At 57.6% G+C, this 16,381-nt stretch carries 16 protein-coding genes and 2 pseudogenes; 6 read left to right on the top strand and 12 right to left on the bottom strand.

All coding sequences use genetic code 11. From position 1 onward, the window contains the following. Positions 1 to 33 precede the first annotated feature (33 nt). Positions 34 to 942 carry a carbohydrate kinase family protein gene (locus AC1D19_RS25820; RefSeq protein WP_477764979.1) on the top strand — a complete coding sequence of 303 codons (909 nt, stop codon included), beginning with the start codon at positions 34 to 36 and terminating at the stop codon, positions 940 to 942. A gap of 89 nt (positions 943 to 1,031) precedes the next feature. On the opposite strand, the gene AC1D19_RS25815 is transcribed toward AC1D19_RS25820, so the two are convergent. Together AC1D19_RS25815 and AC1D19_RS25810 are read right to left on the bottom strand one after the other, a co-directional pair. Continuing rightward, positions 1,032 to 1,286: a DUF1652 domain-containing protein gene (locus AC1D19_RS25815; protein ID WP_477755228.1), complete on the bottom strand. Its 255-nt coding sequence runs from the start codon at positions 1,284 to 1,286 to the stop codon at positions 1,032 to 1,034. A gap of 584 nt (positions 1,287 to 1,870) precedes the next feature. After that, a complete protein-coding gene (locus tag AC1D19_RS25810; RefSeq protein WP_477764978.1) occupies positions 1,871 to 3,064 on the bottom strand; it encodes an MFS transporter in 1,194 nt (397 codons plus the stop codon). 90 nt (positions 3,065 to 3,154) lie between these two features. Between AC1D19_RS25810 and AC1D19_RS25805 the strand changes: the two are divergent. Further along, a pseudogene (locus tag AC1D19_RS25805) lies at positions 3,155 to 3,279 on the top strand (IS66 family transposase); the annotation flags it as partial. Positions 3,280 to 3,336: 57 nt separating this feature from the next. On the opposite strand, the gene AC1D19_RS25800 reads toward AC1D19_RS25805, so the two are convergent. The 3 genes from AC1D19_RS25800 to AC1D19_RS25790 form a co-directional block, all read right to left on the bottom strand. Beyond that, positions 3,337 to 3,879, bottom strand: coding sequence for a histidine phosphatase family protein (locus tag AC1D19_RS25800; RefSeq protein WP_477765003.1), 543 nt, complete (start codon positions 3,877 to 3,879; stop codon positions 3,337 to 3,339). Between the two features lie 170 nt (positions 3,880 to 4,049). Then, positions 4,050 to 5,117: an SDR family oxidoreductase gene (locus tag AC1D19_RS25795; protein WP_477764977.1), complete on the bottom strand. Its 1,068-nt coding sequence runs from the start codon at positions 5,115 to 5,117 to the stop codon at positions 4,050 to 4,052. A gap of 3 nt (positions 5,118 to 5,120) precedes the next feature. After that, positions 5,121 to 5,540 (bottom strand): ester cyclase, encoded by a 420-nt coding sequence (locus AC1D19_RS25790; RefSeq protein WP_477764976.1) that lies wholly within the window; start codon positions 5,538 to 5,540, stop codon positions 5,121 to 5,123. A gap of 117 nt (positions 5,541 to 5,657) precedes the next feature. Here AC1D19_RS25790 and AC1D19_RS25785 point away from each other — a divergent pair, with 117 nt between their 5' ends. The 3 genes from AC1D19_RS25785 (at position 5,658) to AC1D19_RS25775 (ending at position 8,078) form a co-directional block, all read left to right on the top strand. Further along, the gene (locus AC1D19_RS25785) at positions 5,658 to 6,560 is read left to right on the top strand and encodes a LysR family transcriptional regulator (RefSeq protein ID WP_477764975.1); all 903 of its coding nucleotides are present in this window, start codon (positions 5,658 to 5,660) and stop codon (positions 6,558 to 6,560) included. Positions 6,561 to 6,667: 107 nt separating this feature from the next. Continuing rightward, positions 6,668 to 7,210, top strand: a complete 543-nt coding sequence (locus tag AC1D19_RS25780) for a DinB family protein (RefSeq protein WP_477755613.1) — start codon at positions 6,668 to 6,670, stop codon at positions 7,208 to 7,210. A 331-nt stretch (positions 7,211 to 7,541) separates the two neighbouring features. Next, positions 7,542 to 8,078, top strand: coding sequence for an NADPH-dependent FMN reductase (locus tag AC1D19_RS25775; RefSeq protein ID WP_477760673.1), 537 nt, complete (start codon positions 7,542 to 7,544; stop codon positions 8,076 to 8,078). Here AC1D19_RS25775 and AC1D19_RS25770 read toward each other — a convergent pair. Both AC1D19_RS25770 and tnpB read right to left on the bottom strand, forming a co-directional pair. Beyond that, positions 8,078 to 8,296, bottom strand: a pseudogene (locus AC1D19_RS25770) (IS66 family transposase); the annotation flags it as partial. The gene AC1D19_RS25775 and the pseudogene AC1D19_RS25770 sit on opposite strands and share 1 nt — an antisense overlap. After that, positions 8,250 to 8,441, bottom strand: a complete 192-nt coding sequence (gene tnpB, locus AC1D19_RS25765; RefSeq protein ID WP_263289665.1) for an IS66 family insertion sequence element accessory protein TnpB — start codon at positions 8,439 to 8,441, stop codon at positions 8,250 to 8,252. The pseudogene AC1D19_RS25770 and the gene tnpB, both read right to left, overlap by 47 nt. A 354-nt stretch (positions 8,442 to 8,795) precedes the next feature. On the opposite strand from tnpB, the gene AC1D19_RS25760 reads away from it, so the two are divergent. Then, positions 8,796 to 9,971 carry a PAS domain-containing sensor histidine kinase gene (locus AC1D19_RS25760; RefSeq protein ID WP_477764974.1) on the top strand — a complete coding sequence of 392 codons (1,176 nt, stop codon included), beginning with the start codon at positions 8,796 to 8,798 and terminating at the stop codon, positions 9,969 to 9,971. A 203-nt stretch (positions 9,972 to 10,174) separates the two neighbouring features. On the opposite strand, the gene AC1D19_RS25755 is transcribed toward AC1D19_RS25760, so the two are convergent. The 5 genes from AC1D19_RS25755 to AC1D19_RS25735 form a co-directional block, all read right to left on the bottom strand. After that, a complete protein-coding gene (locus tag AC1D19_RS25755; protein ID WP_477764973.1) occupies positions 10,175 to 10,540 on the bottom strand; it encodes a histone-like nucleoid-structuring protein, MvaT/MvaU family in 366 nt (121 codons plus the stop codon). 296 nt (positions 10,541 to 10,836) lie between these two features. Beyond that, positions 10,837 to 11,115, bottom strand: coding sequence for an IS66-like element accessory protein TnpA (gene tnpA / locus AC1D19_RS25750; protein ID WP_477764972.1), 279 nt, complete (start codon positions 11,113 to 11,115; stop codon positions 10,837 to 10,839). Between the two features lie 161 nt (positions 11,116 to 11,276). Further along, complete coding sequence (locus tag AC1D19_RS25745; protein ID WP_457266161.1) at positions 11,277 to 11,906, bottom strand: LysE family translocator; 630 nt, start codon at positions 11,904 to 11,906, stop codon at positions 11,277 to 11,279. Positions 11,907 to 12,138: 232 nt separating this feature from the next. Next, complete coding sequence (locus AC1D19_RS25740; protein WP_477764971.1) at positions 12,139 to 15,246, bottom strand: efflux RND transporter permease subunit; 3,108 nt, start codon at positions 15,244 to 15,246, stop codon at positions 12,139 to 12,141. After that, positions 15,243 to 16,355 (bottom strand): efflux RND transporter periplasmic adaptor subunit, encoded by a 1,113-nt coding sequence (locus tag AC1D19_RS25735; protein ID WP_477764970.1) that lies wholly within the window; start codon positions 16,353 to 16,355, stop codon positions 15,243 to 15,245. The genes AC1D19_RS25740 and AC1D19_RS25735 overlap by 4 nt, the downstream gene beginning before the upstream one ends. Between the last annotated feature and the right edge of the window lie 26 nt (positions 16,356 to 16,381).

The raw sequence follows: 16,381 nt of genomic DNA, 5'->3' as shown, positions 1-16,381 counted from the left end.
AGTTCCCTACGACAAAATATTGAGGAAATGACGATGGTATTGCCTCGCGCAGTAGTGTTTGGCGAAGCCCTGACCGATCTTGTCCAAGGCACTCCTGGACAGTGGAAGGGTTACCCGGGTGGTGCTCCCTGGAACGTTGCACGAGCGCTAAGTCGCTTGGGTGTCAGCAGCGCTTTTGCTGGGTCGGTGAGCATGGATTCTCTGGGTGACGAGATAGTTTCGCAGTCGGAAGCGGCAGCATTGGATATGAGGTTTATCCAACGGGTAGACCGAGATCCTTTGGTCGCCATCGTTCCATCGAGCCGTCCTCCAAGATACTTTTTTGCTGGAGATGCCGATCTGTTTTTTGATCCGGATCTGATGCCCGAAGGATGGATCAACCAAGCAGAGCTTTGTCATTTCAGCTGCATCAGTTTGGCCCGACAGCCACTCGCAGACAAGCTGGTTAAAATTGCTCAGCAGGCCAAAAAAGCCGGTAAACGGATTAGCTATGATCCGAACTGGCGCAATTTAATGGATAGCCATTATCGGGAGCAGACCTTCCCTACGATGACCACCCTTGCTGACATGATCAAGCTTTCCGATGAAGACCTTCGGCAAATTTATCCAGGGCTGACAGAACACCAGGCAATGGATGAGCTTCGCGCTCTTAATCCTCAGGCGCAGATCCTTTTTACCCGAGGAGAACACGGGATGATTCTCCACACCCCGGACAGCCAACTCGATCAGCCGGCGATTGCCGTGAAGGTGGAAGACACGGTTGGAGCAGGAGACGCTTGTATGGCTGGTTGGCTGGCTGCGCAGTTGTTGGGGATCGCGGACTTGAGAGAACGCCTGCAATTTTCAGCGGCTTGCGCATCCATATCTTGCCGCCATGCCGGAGCCCATGCTCCAGCGCTAGCTGATGTGGAAGGTTTGCTGCAGCTGCTGAAACATACTTGACCATGGTTGCCGGCGCCGAGGAGTTGTCTAAGTAAAAAGACGCGGCACCGCCCCTGACCATAAGCGTTGCTGGCTCGGGGTTCTGGGGCTCAATGATTACGCACGAGCGAAAGTTGCTCGGTATGTGCGTTGAGATCATTGCGCAGGTTGGCGAGCATACTCTCTATTGCACGATTGCTGTTGAGCTCGGAACAGGAGATGCCGGTAGAGAAAAGATCTATCCGGCCTGTCTCTGGACTGTAGATACGAACAGTAAGACAGTTGTCAGATGAAACTGAGCATGCGCAATACATCGGGAGAAAGCTTCTCTCGACCAGGTATCGAAGCTCTAGACTGGAAAGCATGGTGGCTACCCTCAACAGGAGCCAACCAAGAGACTCATGCTATAGCGCGTAAAATCAGGAGCGTGTAACGATTACACGCTAGATCACCTTACCCTTGACCTTGGCGAAGAAGGTTACTTTTCAGTCTATGCTTTATCCGGCACCGACCGTTAGATCGTTTGGCAGCAGCCTGCAATCGGCTAGACAGAATCATCAGGGGGTGCAATATGCGCCTGATCACACCCTCGCCGGGCTGTTCATATATGCCCTGTCACACCCTTGTCACATCCACCCAGCATAGTGCGGTCAGCCAAAGGGATTTGGCCCATCTACAGAGAGCCCGGCCGACGCCGGGCTTTTTCGTATCTGCGACATGCTTTTCACGAAATGCTCACGGAATGGAGTGCAGATTGAACGAACAAAAGGATTTGACCCCGTACAGAAAGCCCGCCACTGAGCGGGCTTTTTGCTGCCTGCTACGCTTTTCGTCACACAAAGGAGGCGTCAGCAAGTTGAACAAGGTGCACTCGCCATCGCCACTGCGCAAAACCGGTTATCCAGCGTGAATCGAATCATGGTCTGGAGGCTAAGCCAGTCCCGCGGAACTAGCTTGTGCGTTCCTGAGTTGAATACCTGACGCGACGCTCGCTCAACATCAACGTCGCTATGGCAACCAGCACAGGTACAAAGGCAAGCGCACAGATAACGGTCCAACCGTATCGATTCAATATACCTCCCGATGCAAACGAGCCGAGTACCATGGCGCCAAAGACAATGAAATCATTGAGCGCCTGGACACTGTTTCTTTCGCTTGTTTTATGGCACTGAAGGACGAGCGCAGAGGCGCCGACAAAACCGAAATTCCAGCCAATCCCTAGAAGCACCAAACATAGATAAAAGTGGTAGGACTGCACGCCGGCAAGCCCGACAGCAACAGACGCGCCGGTTAACATCAACCCCATCAACACAACGCGGTTTGCCCCAAAACGGTGGATCAGATTTCCAGTGAAAAAACTGGGTGCGTACATTGCAATTACGTGCCACTGCAATGCCAGATTCGATGATTCCAGTGAAAGATCCTCATGCTTCATTGCTAGTGGGGCCGAAGTCATCAGGAAATTCATCAAGGTGTAAATAATGACACCACAGAGCATGGCGTTGATGAGTCGAGGCTGCCGAACAATCACCGCAAGCGGGCGACCTGGAGTACGAACAGCCGCCTCATGGCGTGGCAAATCGACACCTAGCAGCACCGCCGCCGAAACCACTGCCATTAATGCGGCTGCAACGTAAGTAGCGATAAACAGGTGTGACTCCCATAGGTCCATCGTATAGGTGACCGTCTGTGGACCTAGTACACCCGCCACTAGCCCGGCAGCCATGACGATTGAAAGCGCCCAGGGCTGCCTGTTTTCTGGAACGCATTCTGCGGCGGCGAAACGAAACGTCAGCACCACAGCGGCATAAGCGCCACCAAACAGCATCGCAGCACAGAAGATGAAAAAGGAGGACCAATAAATGCCAATCGCAGCCAGCACTCCCATCAGGATGCCGCACAACGCTCCCAGCATAAACACGGGACTGCGCCCATAGCGCTGCGCAATGGCACCGGCAGGTAGCGTGCAGCTCGCCATGCCCACGACAAAAATGGAGATAGGCAGCGTCGCCAATGCTTTATCCGGTGCAAGCATGTCTCCCACGATAGCGCCGGTTGCGTAGACGATGACTGAGTTACCACCCGCCAATGCCTGGGCGGTTGCCAGGCGAAAAATGTTGCTGTTTCCAGATGTGGCTGACACGACTTCTCTCCCTTGAATGAATCGTCCCTTAATGCAGCTGCAGCGTGCCGATTATCAATGAAAACTAATGGCCGCGCTGCTCCTTTCGATATCCAGGCGCCGGTACCGCGCAGGTCATCGACAAGGGCCTCCCGACAGCGGGTCTGCTAGCCCACGTCATGATGGCCAGGTTCGCCGACCATCTGCCGCTGTATCGCCAAGACGGTTTACTCGGATGACGATGAAAGCGGTGCTGCATTTGGCAGGCATCTCTGCCGACCAGTTGGCGCCTCTTACACACCATCGTACTGATACACGGTCGCACTCCAGTACTGACTGCCGTTACGTTTTTGGCGAGCCCATCCGTCGGCCACCAGTTGATTGGCGATCATTCGATTCATAAAGCCATGGCCGAGCAGCAGAACCGGTCCATCGCTGGCAAGGGACTGCAATCGTTTGGCTGCCGTGCTGGCGCGGATCCTCGCAGTGCCGGCGGATTCGACGTTGCGTGAGTAACCGCACAGCCATAAGACTCGAAGGATAAATGCCCAGGTAAACGGCGATAGCCGTGGCAGTTTCCAATGACCACAAGGTAGTTGTGCTTCGCAGAAAAGTGCGTCAACCAGTGCAGGCTTCAGGCCGAGCGCCTGGAGGGAGGTCAGCGCACGAGGCGCGCTGCTTGAAACAATCACCGTGGCGGTTGCGGCAAGTTGCATGCTGGCATGCGGGACCGGGTGGTGGGTAATTTCGGATCGGTCGTATTGCTCGATCCAGTCTTTCATCTCGAGCGCTGAGATTTTGTCGGTTGCGGCCAGTTTTGGCTGGCCGTGACGCATCAGGATTATTTCCCTGTTCACAAATTTACGTCCTTGTTCTTGCATGTGGTAAATGACCAGGAAGTGCGGTTTCGGGAACTCCAGGTACGCCTCGCGTGCCAGCATCAAACCGCACAATGAGGCTCGAGACTATCGGCTTTGGGGCTAGACGGTAAACCCGTTTCCGAAAGTCAGTTGTCGACCATGACGGATGAGCTTTTTTTCTTCGAGGCACGCGCACTGTGCTTTTCAAACCAGCCGTGATCGCGGTACCAAGCCACGGTATCAGTGATTGTCAGCTCTAGCGCCCGGAAACTCAGGCCAAGCTCTTGTTCACTCTTGCGGTGGTTGAAACAGGTGCGGTCCTTCTCTCGTACCAACAGGCGCAACGTGGCCATGCTCAGCAGAATGGGCTTGCCGGTAAGGCGCGCATAGATCTCCTGCACGGCCGCCAAGGTGTATAGAAAGGGGAGCGGTAGTTGTCGAACGGGTGTCTTTACGCCCGCTATACGTCCTAGAACAGGGACCAGCTGACGCATCGTCATATGCCGGCCCGCCGCGAGATAGCGCTCACCTCGTCGGCCCTGTTTGGCGGCAGCAATCAGCGCCCATGCCACATCACGGGCATCGACAACGGAGAAGCTGCCAGGGATCAGCCCGGGCAACTTGCCGTTCACGACATCGTTGACCAACTGTCCCGAGGAGGTCGGACCAATGTCGGCAGGACCCCACATCCAGCCGGGCAGGACCATGCAGGCATGCATCTCGGGATGTGCTTCCAGGAACGACAAGACGACACGGTCGGCGAGGATCTTGCTGCGGTAGTAGTCATCCGCGTCGGCATCGGCCCGCAGACATGTCTCATCGATGGACGAGCCAGGTGCGCCGTCGAGCACGGCAATGGAAGACGTATGGACGAACCGTCGTATACCGGCGCGATAGGCCTGGTTAAGCAGGCGCCGCGTACCAGACACATTGATCTTTTCGAGTTCTTTCCAGTGGCTGCCGCCCTTGTAGTTGTCGCGAAAGAACGCCGCGGTGTGAAACACCGTATCGCAGCCTTGCAGCGATGCTGCGAATGCGTCGACATCGGCCATGTCACCCACGACCAGCTCCACGCCCGGCAGATTGTTGAACTGCTGTTCACCTTTGGCTCTTGAGCGGACCAGGCCTTTGACCGTATAGCCACGAGCGACCAATTCACGCACCAGGTTGTTGCCCAGCAAGCCGGTTGCTCCAGTAACAAATGCGCTGCGCATGGCTCAACCCTCACCCTGTTCGGCTGACGGCATCAACACCGCACTGTCGAAGAAGACCTCTTCACGGATGGCCAGCCCGTTTCTGAAGGTGAAGTGTGCGGCGTAGCGCACGGTAATATGGCGTCCATGGGGTGCAATCACCCGGTCTGGCAGCACCAAGGGTGCGGCGAAGGTGCCGGTCAGTAAGGCAGTCAGCGCCAAACGATCGTCAGCGACCATGAATGGGGTGAAGGTCACTTGGGCATCGGGGAACGCTTCGAACAGCGCAGTCTCTCGTTTGTGCATGGATTCGCGACCGGTTTGAGTCCCCATACCGTCGAGGTAGATGAAGTCTTCGCAAACCAACGCAAGCATTGCCTCCACATCACGGCAATTGAAGGCTCTTGAAGCACGTTGCGCATAGTCGTTGGGGCCAGTCGTCATTACAGTCCATTCCATTCGTGTCGAGGGCCTGTAGATATACCGTTGTGGCCTCTCCCGAAAAACAGCGACTACTGCATAATGGATTTGCACATATGCAGACCAGGGAGGACAGGACGCATGGCGTTGCAAGCAAATTGGGACGATCTTCGTCTGCTGTTGGCAGTCTCGCGGCGTGGCAGCTTCCTTCAAGCTGGCCAGTTGCTGGGTATCGCGGCGTCTACCGTGTCCCGCCGCCTGACCCAGCTTGAGGTCGCACTGGGCGAGCCACTCGTCGAGCGGGGCGTTGAAGGATGCTGGTTGACCTCGCGGGGCCAATCCCTCGTGGAAGTTGCCCTGGCTGCGGAAGCGGGCTTGAGGCGTCAAACCGCTGCTGGCATATCCGAGCTGCACACAGAGCTATCTGGCAGTGTCCTGGTCAGTGCGGGCGAGGGGTTCTCGTCTTGCGTGCTGGAGGCCGCGAGTCGCTTCACTTCTCTGCACCCGCGTTGCTCGGTGGAGCTGATGGTCACAGCCGACTTTCACAAGATCGTCCGCGGCGTGGCAGACATTGCGGTACGTACGGCTCATCTGGGTGAGCCGTCGCTGATTTATCGACCAATAGGCCGGCTCGCCTACGGTGTCTTCGCTGATGCAGGTTATCTGAAGCGGTTTCCAGGGGTGACCCCGGCCACTGCGGTCAATATTGCCTTGCTTCCCCCGCTGGACATGTTGCCGCAAATGCGTGCGGCAAAGGCCGGTGGTCTGGACCGCGCGCAGATCAGCGTGAATTCGTTCGCCGTGCAGCTCGAATCGGTGAGGCGAGGTATGGGGGTGGCCGTACTGCCCCGTATACTGGCGAAGGATCTGATCGGGTTGTTCCCGGATCTCCACCTTCCAGATATGGAAGTCTATCTGGTGACCCGGCCTCAGGCATTAAAGCAGGCCCACATCAAATGTTTTTTTGCCATCCTGGAGCAGGTGTTGCTCGAAGCCCTATCCATGGAAAATGTCGAAGGTTACCTCTTGGGGGGCGACCGGTGAGTATCGGAGCAATAACGATCTCTACCGCGTACGGGTCACCGTGCAATAGACTGGGTTTTGCGATGAGCGTGGAGCGCTTGTCAAATACCCACTCAAAGGATGAGCACATGAGCCGTACCGGCCATATCTGCCTGATGGCGACCTATAACAAATGGATGAACGAAAAGATCCATGGAGCGGCCAGGTGCTTGTCCGATGATGAGCTCTCAGCTGATAGAAAAGCGTTCTTCAGGTCGATTCTCGGGACGCTAAACCACGTGGCAGCCGGAGACACCGTGTGGCTAAAGCGATTCGCCAAACATCCAGCGAACCACTCGGCATTGGAGCCGGTGAGGCGACTTCCTGATCCGAAAAACCTTGACCAGGCGTTGTTCTCTACTATTCGAGAACTCTCAGTGTATCGAGAGAGGCTTGATCAGATAATCGTCGAATGGGCCAGCTCTATTACAGAGTCCGATCTGGACCACACCCTCCATTACGCCAGCTTGAAGGGTGTCGTGTCCGACAAGGACTTTTACGGTCTGGTGATGCATTTCTTCAACCATCAGACCCATCACCGTGGCCAGGTTACTACGCTGCTTTCACAGGCTGATGTCGACATAGGCGATACAGATTTAGTCGTCCTCATCCCATCCCGATCCGGCGTATGAAGAAAAGCGGGATACCGGTATTGAGAATTCACCGCCAAAAGGGGTAATTCGATTCGGATCGCACTGATTGCATAGCTGTCGCCCTGGCTTGATCCATGACGAACACCTCGCACCGCTGGTGGTGAACGTGCGGTGTCCCACCGCATCGTTGCCTACCTGATAGCTAATCCCGGGGGTAGGGTGACCTTGCGACACAAGCGTCTGGCAAAGCCATCTGGTCATCGCCCAGAAACCAAGGCACGGGATTGACTCCGGTGGCTGGGCCGATGATGGTGCAGTAAGTGGCCCTCATGCGACACTCCCCGCCCTACAAATCAGGGAGCGTGTTGACATGGTGCGTTTGCTTGCGGTTTCAGGGAGTCTTCGTGAGGCCTCCTCCAACTCAGTGCTGTTGCGTGCAGCTGAGGTTCTCTGTCCCAAAGGGCTGTCGATAGCGCATTATCACGAGGTTGGCCAGTTACCTCATTTCAACCCGGATTTCACGGAAAATCCTCCTGAATCCATCATGGGCTTACGCTTGAGTATCGCCCACGCGGACGGCGTTCTGATCTCTTGCCCTGAGTACGCTCGCGGAATTCCCGGCTCATTCAAGAATATGCTGGACTGGCTCGTTAGCTCTGAGGAGTTCCCAGGTAAACCCGTTGCTCTTTTCAACGCTTCACCTCGGGCTTCGCACGCGCAGGCGGCACTGCGGCTGGTTCTGGAAACAATGTCGGCTTGTATCGTGGAGCAAGCATCAATATCCGTAAATTTGCTTTCCACGCAATTGAGTGCAGAGACTATCGCAAATGATCCAACGATCCGCCCACTGATCGTTTCGGCACTTGAAGCATTCAAGCAGCAAATCGATGGAAAAAAAGCGGGCTGATACACGTACGGATCATGGCCATTGAGCCTTGCAGACTGGATCAAACTCATGATCGCCGCCGCCCGTTTTCCGCTGCGTAGAGATCCTGCAAAGAGCCAGTTCTTGCGTCCAGGAGCCCATGGTCGGATCTGATTCTCGGCCCAATTGTTGCCAATGGGAACGGCCCCGTCATCAAGGTAGCGCGATAGCGCTGCCCAGCGTTTCAGGCTGTAATCCAGTACTCTGCTGATAGCCGAAACCGTCATGCACCAGAACTTTCATACGAGTAGCGCGCCGGTTGGCGAACAGATAAGCACAGTGCGGCTTAGCCGCGCCGAATACCGCGATCACCCTGGCCAACGCAGTCTCGGTGCCTGCACGCATGTCCATCGGCTCGGTGGCGAGCCAGATGGAATCGATGCGGATCATCGCAGCAGATCTCGCAGAAAAGTCGCGCAGGCAGCAGCACTTTCGGTTGGCCAGTTCACTTTTGCGAAATTGCACTCCACTTGACCACCCGGTTGCATTCGTTCTGACCACCAATTGCATCGGATTTGACCAGCTTGCTTCGTGGCCATGACCGGCAGAAATCGGCCATAAACGGTCATTCACAGCTTGTGCCCCCCCCCTCAAAAAATGTCGAGGCCAATCACTGCGAAAGGGGTAAATTCTGAGAGTCCTTGCGCGAATCATGTCTATAATTTTCCAGATATCGGCCCCATTGGTCAGTGAATACAAATGCCCGCAGATAACGATTCGCTACCCGGTTCTGACGTTCTCTTCGACGAGGCTGACTGTGGTTTACTGCTTACCGCAGAAAATGGCGAGATCGCACAGGTCAACCTCACATTCTGCCGTTGGTTAGGCTACCGGCGAGAAGAGCTGCTCGGTCGTCACATCCAGGACTTGATGAGCCTCGAGGGAAGGACGTTCCACAAGATGTACTGGGCGCCCCTAATGCAGATACAGGGCGTCGTGGCTGACGTGAAGTTCGATCTGGTTCACTACAACGGACATTCCATTCCATTGATGCTTAGCGCCATCAGCTGTGAGCATTCTGCTGGCGTATTTCATGAAATGACCCTGTTCAAAGCCGCGGATAGCCAAAGGTACGAGCGCGAACTGCTCAATGCCCGAATGCTTGCCGAAAGGCATTTGGCGAAGCACCTCAAGGACCAACGCGCACTGGATATGACCCAGGACAAGTTGCGCATCACGTACGCTGCAGCTGAGGACAGGGCTCTGTTCGCCGAGCAGCTTATCGGGATTGTCAGTCATGACCTGCGCAACCCATTGTCGGCGATAAAAATGGCGGCAGAACTGCTGGGCCGTAGGGCGATGGATGCTAAACAAGCACAAATACTTGGCCACATCACCCACTCGGTAGAGCGCGCACAGCGTCTGGTGGCCGATCTGTTGGATTTCACCTTGACGCAAGTTGGGCGAGGTATCGCAGTCCTGCCCAAACCAGTCGATCTACACGAACTGGTCGCCGATTGCCTGGATGAGCTAGGCTTGGCTTTCCCCGGACATGAGTTGATCCACTTGCGTTATGGGCAAGGTGACTTTACTGCCGACAGTGATCGGTTGTATCAGCTCATCGGCAACCTGGTCGCCAATGCAGTAGCCTACGGTGCTGCCGATAGCGACGTCACCGTTTCTTCGTGCTTCGAAGATCACGCGGTCATTATTACAGTGCACAACTTCGGTACTCCCATACCACTGGAATTGCTCAAGGACTTGTTCGAACCGATGATCCGTGGCAGTCATGACAATGCTGAACTTAGAAGTGTCGGGCTAGGCCTGTTCATTGTTCGTGAGATCGCAAGGGCGCACTATGGCGAAGTGGCGGTAACGTCTTCTCTAATGAGCGGAACGACATTCACTGCCACCTTTCCTCGCATCTTAAATTAGCTTGGATTGCCCCTGACTCACTCAATCCCCCTCCGTTACTAGCCGACGATAACCTGGCGTGACTGGCCGCTGTGGGTTGGTTTCAGCCGGTTGTGGAAGGCAGAAATCGGCCAAAAAGGACGTCCACCCCTGTTTACAGAACCGCCGTCAACCACAGCAACAAAAAAGGCCCTGCTTGGGCCGTTTTTGTATTCAAAACAAAATCATTTGGTCAACCAAGACTCGACAGTCGTGGAGCCGTACTCAGCCTTCCAGTTTTTAAGCGTTTTGTGATTACCACTTTTGGTATGTACGAAAATGCCAGTGTGCGGATTTTTGTAGACCTTCATTTGGTGAGGTTTACGAGTACCGGCTTTGTGCTCGGGAGCACGTTCACGTCGACCAGCCTGTGGATCAAGAAGTTTGATCACGTTTGGCAAGCTGTAGCCGTACTCAGCTAGCAGAGAGCGGAGCTTCGCTTCGAACTCAATTTCTTTCTCTAGACCAGCATCTCCTTTCAGCGCCTCGAGTGCTTGTAGCTGCTCGGCGAGGTTCTTTTCAAGCTGACGGATCTCTGCGAGTCTGGACATAGCAGATCTCTTTAGATAGTTTCCTAGCCGTGACTGAAAATCGGTTGACGCAATAGATATAGATGGTGAATAGCGTCAACGCTATGAACCGTCCCTGATTTCGTAGGCGTTTCTGGCCGTCAAGTTTTGGCCCTATTTGCGCACTATCTCCAGTGACAGTTTTTGCTGGTTTCTGCTTTGCTGACCGACAGCAAAGGGTCGTTCTCTGCCGGTCATGGCCACGAAGCATGCTGGTCAAATCCGATGCAAATGACTGGTCAAGTCGAATGCAAATGGGGGGGGGCAAGTCTGTGAAACTACCTAACTTTGACGGTGCCGCGCGGGTGCTTGATTTCAACGCAGATATTCGATGATGCTGCGTGCGAATTTGCTACGGCCAGCTGCATGGGTAACGGAATGAATGCAGGTTGCAGCGCTGTGCTTTTCTGCGCTTGCACCCGAATCCATTTGTGTACGAGGTTCGCGTTGAGGCTATGGCTGAGTGCGATGCTGGCAATCGAAGCGCCGGGGCGGGCACACGCTTGAATGACCTGGGCCTTGAAGGACTTGGAGTAGGAACGGCGTTGTGGCTGCATGAAAATACCCGCTTAAAAGGCTATAACTGGTGCCCACTTGAATTTAAGTGCACACCATGTCCTGGCCTTGCGGGGCTGGGTAGATGGCTTGGCCGGACGGATACCTTGCGACGATCCTCCAGCGCGCCCGATGTGCCAACCGCAAACAGTCCGGTTTAGCGTCACCCTTCGACGGTCATGCGCATGGCCAAGCCCGCGAGGACCGTCCCCATCAGCCAGCGTTGCACGGTCTGCCACACGGGCCTGCTGGCGAGGAATGTCGCAATGGAGCCAGCCATGATGGCAATCAGGGCGTTGACGCTCACGCTAATGACGATCTGCGTAAAGCCAAGCACGATGGATTGCGCCAGCACGCTGCCGTGGCCGGCGGGGTCGATGAACTGGGGCAGCAGCGACAAATACATGACCGCGACTTTGGGATTCAGCAGGTTGGTGACAAACCCCATCATAAACAGCTTGCGCGGGTTGTCCTTGGGCAGCTCGCGCACCTGGAACGGAGAACGGCCGCCGGGCTTGACCGCTTGCCAGGCCAGGTAGAGCAGATAGAGCGCGCCGCCGAGTCGCAGGGCGTCATACGCATAGGGAACCGCCAGGACCAGGGCTGTGATGCCCAGTGCGGCGCAAAACATATAAACGACGAAACCCAACGCCACGCCACCCAGGGAAATCAGTCCGGCCATTCGTCCCTGGCAGATCGATCGCGAGATGAGATAGATCATGTTCGGGCCGGGAGTCAGCACCATGCCGAGTGAAATCAGGCCGTAGGCAAGCAGGTTGGACAGTTCGGGCATGGCGTAACTCCTGAAGGAAGAGATAACGAATTGAAGCTCCGCTAAATCTGTATAAAACGGTTTTCGCGATCGCTGAGGTATGCACCTGGATGGCGCGGACGATAGTAGGGCGACCAAAGGGAGAACGTTAGATACAGATTGACTGACAAAACGTCATACAGCGGTCGCAGCACTTGATGTCGGTGGCTCGCGCCAACCGAGCGATGGCCGCCGCGCGCGGCCATGGTCCGGTTCACGCTGGACAACCGGTATTGCGCGGTGGCGATGGCGAGCTCACCGGCAGGGTGCCAGCGGCCGTCTGGCGACCGACCTTGAACCATGCAGCGTACAACGCCGGGACGAAGAAAATCGTCAGCAGCGTCGCCACGGTAAGGCCGCCCATGATCGCAATTGCCATCGGCCCCCAGAACACACTGCGCGTTAGCGGGATCATTGCGAGCACAGTGGCCAGCGCCGTCAGCATCACCGGACGGGCCCGGTGAATGGCGGCATCCAGCACGGCATTCCACGGGTCGCGCCCTTCGGCGATCTCGATCTGAACCTGATCGATCAGGATCACCGCGTTGCGCATGATCATGCCGCCCAGTGCGATGATGCCCAGGATCGCGACGAAGCCCAGTGGCGACTGGAACACCAATAGCGCCGGCACCACACCGATCAGGCCCAGCGGTGCTGTCAGCATCACCATCCACATGCGGGAGAAGTTCTGCAGTTGCAGCATGAGTAACAGCAGGATGGTGATCAGCATCAGCGGGGCCACCGCGAGTAGCGCCTTGTTCGCCTTGTCACTTTCCTCCACCGCGCCGCCCACGTCGATGCGGTAGCCCGACGGCAACTTCGCTTCGATATCCTTGAGCAACGGCTGGATTTCCTGCGTCACCGATACACCCTGCTCTCCATCCTTCACGTCGGCACGCACCGTGATCGCCATGTCGCGGTTACGGCGCCACAGCACTGGCTCTTCCAGTTCAGAGCGCACCTGTGCGACCTGCGACAGTGGCACCACCGTGCCCTGGCGCGTGTAGAGGTTGATGTCTTTCAGTGTGTCGAGGTTCAAGCGTTCCTCTGGTACGGCACGGGCCACGATGTCGATCAGGTCCTCGCGCTCACGCAGCTGCGACAGGGTCGCGCCGTTCATCACGGTCTGGGTCGCCAACGATACGTCGGCCGGTGTAAGGCCAAGCGCGCTCGCCTTGTCCTGATCAAGCTCCACTTTCAGCGTACGCACCGGGTCGTTCCAGTCGAGCTGCAGGTCACGCACCTTTTGGTTGGACGCAACCACCTTCTCCACGTCGCGGGCGATCTTGCGCACCACTTGGGTATCGGGGCCTACGACGCGGAACTGCACCGGGTAGCCGACAGGTGGTCCCAACTCGAGCCGTGTCACGCGCACCCACGCCTGTGGGAATTGTTGGTCAGCCGAGGCCACCAGCCGCGCACGTACTCGCTCGCGTGCATCCAGATCCTTGGTCATCACAACGAACTGGGCAAAGCCCGGATTCGGCAGCTCGGGGTTGAGCGAGAGATAGAAGCGCGGGGCGCCGGCGCCGGTGTAGGCGGTATAGAAACGCACGTCTTCGTCCTTCGCCAGGATCTCCTCCATGTGCTTGACCTGCTCGGTCGTCGCGGCGAACGAGGAGCCTTCCTTGACGCGCAGATCAATGACCAGTTCAGGACGCGAACTGTTGGGGAAGAATTGCTGCGGCACTAGCTTGATACAGGCCAGGGCAAGCGCCAAAGCGCCAACCGTCGCACCGATGACCACCCAGCGGCGCTCGATGGCGGCGTCGATCAGGCGGCGCAGGCTGCGGTAGAACTTCGTGTCGTACAGATCACCATGCTGGTGCTTGCCCAAGTCGTCAGGCAGCATCTTGACCGCCAGGTACGGCGTGAAGATGCCGGAGCAGATCCACGAGAACAGCACCGCGGCGCCGACGATCCAGAAAATGCCACCCGCGTACTCGCCGGTGGTGGACTTCGAGAGGCCGATCGGCAGGAAGCCCACGACGGTGATCAGCGCGCCGGTCAGGCGCGGCATGGCGGTGGACTGATAGGAGAAGGCGGCCGCCTTCACGCGGTCCATGCCGGTTTCCATCTTCGCCACCATCATCTCGATGGCGATGATGGCGTCATCCACCAGCAGTCCCAACGCGATAATCAGCGAGCCGAGCGAGATACGCTCAAGGTTCCAGCCCATCGCCAGCATCACCAGCGCCACGCCGCCCAGCACCAGCGGCACCGTGGTCGCGACCACGAGGCCGGCGCGCCAGCCCAGGCTGGCCAGGCTCACCACGATCACGATGATCAGCGCCTCGACCAGCGCGTGTGCGAAGTCGTGGATAGCATCCTTCACCGTAGTGGGTTGGTCGGCCACGAGCTCCAGCTCCACGCCGTGAGCAAGTTCCGACTGGATTTTGGCGACTGCCGTGTCCATCGCCTTGCCAAGGTCCACGATGTTGCCGTCGCTGGTCATTGTGATGCCGAGCATCAGCACTGGCTGGCCGTTGTGACGAACCGTGTAGGTGGGCGGATCCTCGAAACCGCGCGTGACGGTCGCAATGTCGCCGAGTTTGATCTGCCGGCCGCCCGCGGCGATGGGTACGTTGCGGATAGCCTCTTCGCTGGCGAATTGGCCACTCACACGCACCATGACGCGGTCGCCGCGGGTGTCGATCTGGCCGGCGGGCAACAGGGCGTTCTGGCTCTTGAGGCTTTCGGCGATGGCCAGCGGTGTAATGCCCAGCGCTGCCAGGCGCTCGTGCGAGAACTCGACGTAGACACGCTTGGCCTGCTTGCCGATGACATCGATCTTCTTGACCATCGGCACCTTCAGCATCTGGCGCTTGATGTCCTCGGCCGCGTCCGACAGGTCGGCGTGGCCAACGCCGTCGCCCTTGACCGCGTACATCAGGCCATACACGTCGCCGTACTCGTCGTTCAGGATCGGGCCGATCACGCCGTCAGGCATCTCCAGGCTCAGGTCGTTGAGTTTCTTGCGCGCCTGGTACCAGGCCTCGCGCTGGTCAGCCTTGGAGGTGCCGCCACGCACGGTAAGCGTCATGCCCGCGTAGCCCTGCCGCGCGTAGGTGACCACCTTTTCGAAGTTGTCGATCTGCTCGAATTTCTTCTCCATACGATTGAGGACCTGGTCCTGCAATTGCTGGGCGGTGGCGCCCGGCCAAATGACCATGGCGGTCATGGAGGGCACGGAAAAGTTCGGATCTTCGAGCTGACCGAGCCGGGTAAAGCTGAAGGCGCCGGCCGCCGCGACAATGAGGAGCATGAACAGGACAATGGCGCGATGGCGCAGCGCCCAGTCGGTGAGGTTGAAGTTGTTCATCGGGTGGCCTGCTGCGTGGTGTTCGCGTCAACAATCGCCGCGCCGGGAAGCGCGACCTTCAATCCGGACGTCATCTTCTGGATCCCGGCGGTAACGACCAATGCGCCGGCCTGCGGCCCGGAGACGAGCACTTCGTCATTGCGGTAGCCCCACACCGCCACACGCTCCAGTTCGACGATGCCTACCGGATCCTTGCCCGCGGGCGTGACTACCCAAAGCGCCGGCTGGCCGCCGCTTTGGGTCAGTGCCGTCGCCGGCACCGCCGCCACCGAGACACTTGCCATCATGCGCTTGGCCATTACAGTGGCGGTGGCGCCCAGCGGCAGCGCCTGCATTGGCTTAAGCCGCGCGCGATAGGTGCGCGTCTGCGCCGCAGCCTGCGGCGACAGCTCGCGCAGCGTGACATCGAAGGTCTCGTTCGGCGCACTGGCCAGCGAGGCCTTGAACTGCGCGTCCTTGAAGACGGACAACTGATCCTCGGGCACGTCGATGACGATCTCGGATTCATCCGGATTCGCAACCGAGACGACCGGTTGACCCTCCGCCACGACCTGGCCTGCCTCGAAGCGCACAGCCGTGACAACACCGCTACGGGAGGCGCGCAGCACGGTGTACTTGAGCCGGTTGCGCGCGAGTTCGAGCTTTCGCGCCTCGGCCTCGGCAGTCGCATGAGCGGTCTGGGCATTTGTATGTGCGCGCTCGTCGTCGGCCGCACTGACCGAGCCGTCAGCCTTTAGCGCGGTAAGGCGTTGGTGGTCCGAATCGGCCTGACGAGTCTGCTCGACGGCAACTGCCCACTGCTGCCGCGACGCTTGCTCAGCGAGGCGGTAGTCGCTGTCGTCCAGCACAGCCAGTACGTCGCCTTCGCGCACAATCTGACCTGCATCGACCTTGCGCTGGGCTACCTTGCCGCCCACGCGGAAGGCTTGATCGACTTCATGCCGTGACTGCACGGTGCCCACGTAGCGATTGCTTTCGCGGGCATTGTCGTAGCTGATTTCAACGGTGCGTACCGGTCGTGGGGCCTGCACGGACGGCTGATCCGGGCTGCACGCGCAAAGCATGGCAGCGACGGCCAAAACGCCGGCCGTAGTAAGGGGATTCTTCAAGACGGTTCCTCTTTGGAAAACGACAG

The sequence above is a fragment of the Pseudomonas sp. P1_C12 genome, from assembly GCF_056406435.1.
The sequence above is the reverse complement of the archived record's forward strand: the minus strand, read 5'-3'. Positions and strand labels throughout refer to the sequence as shown.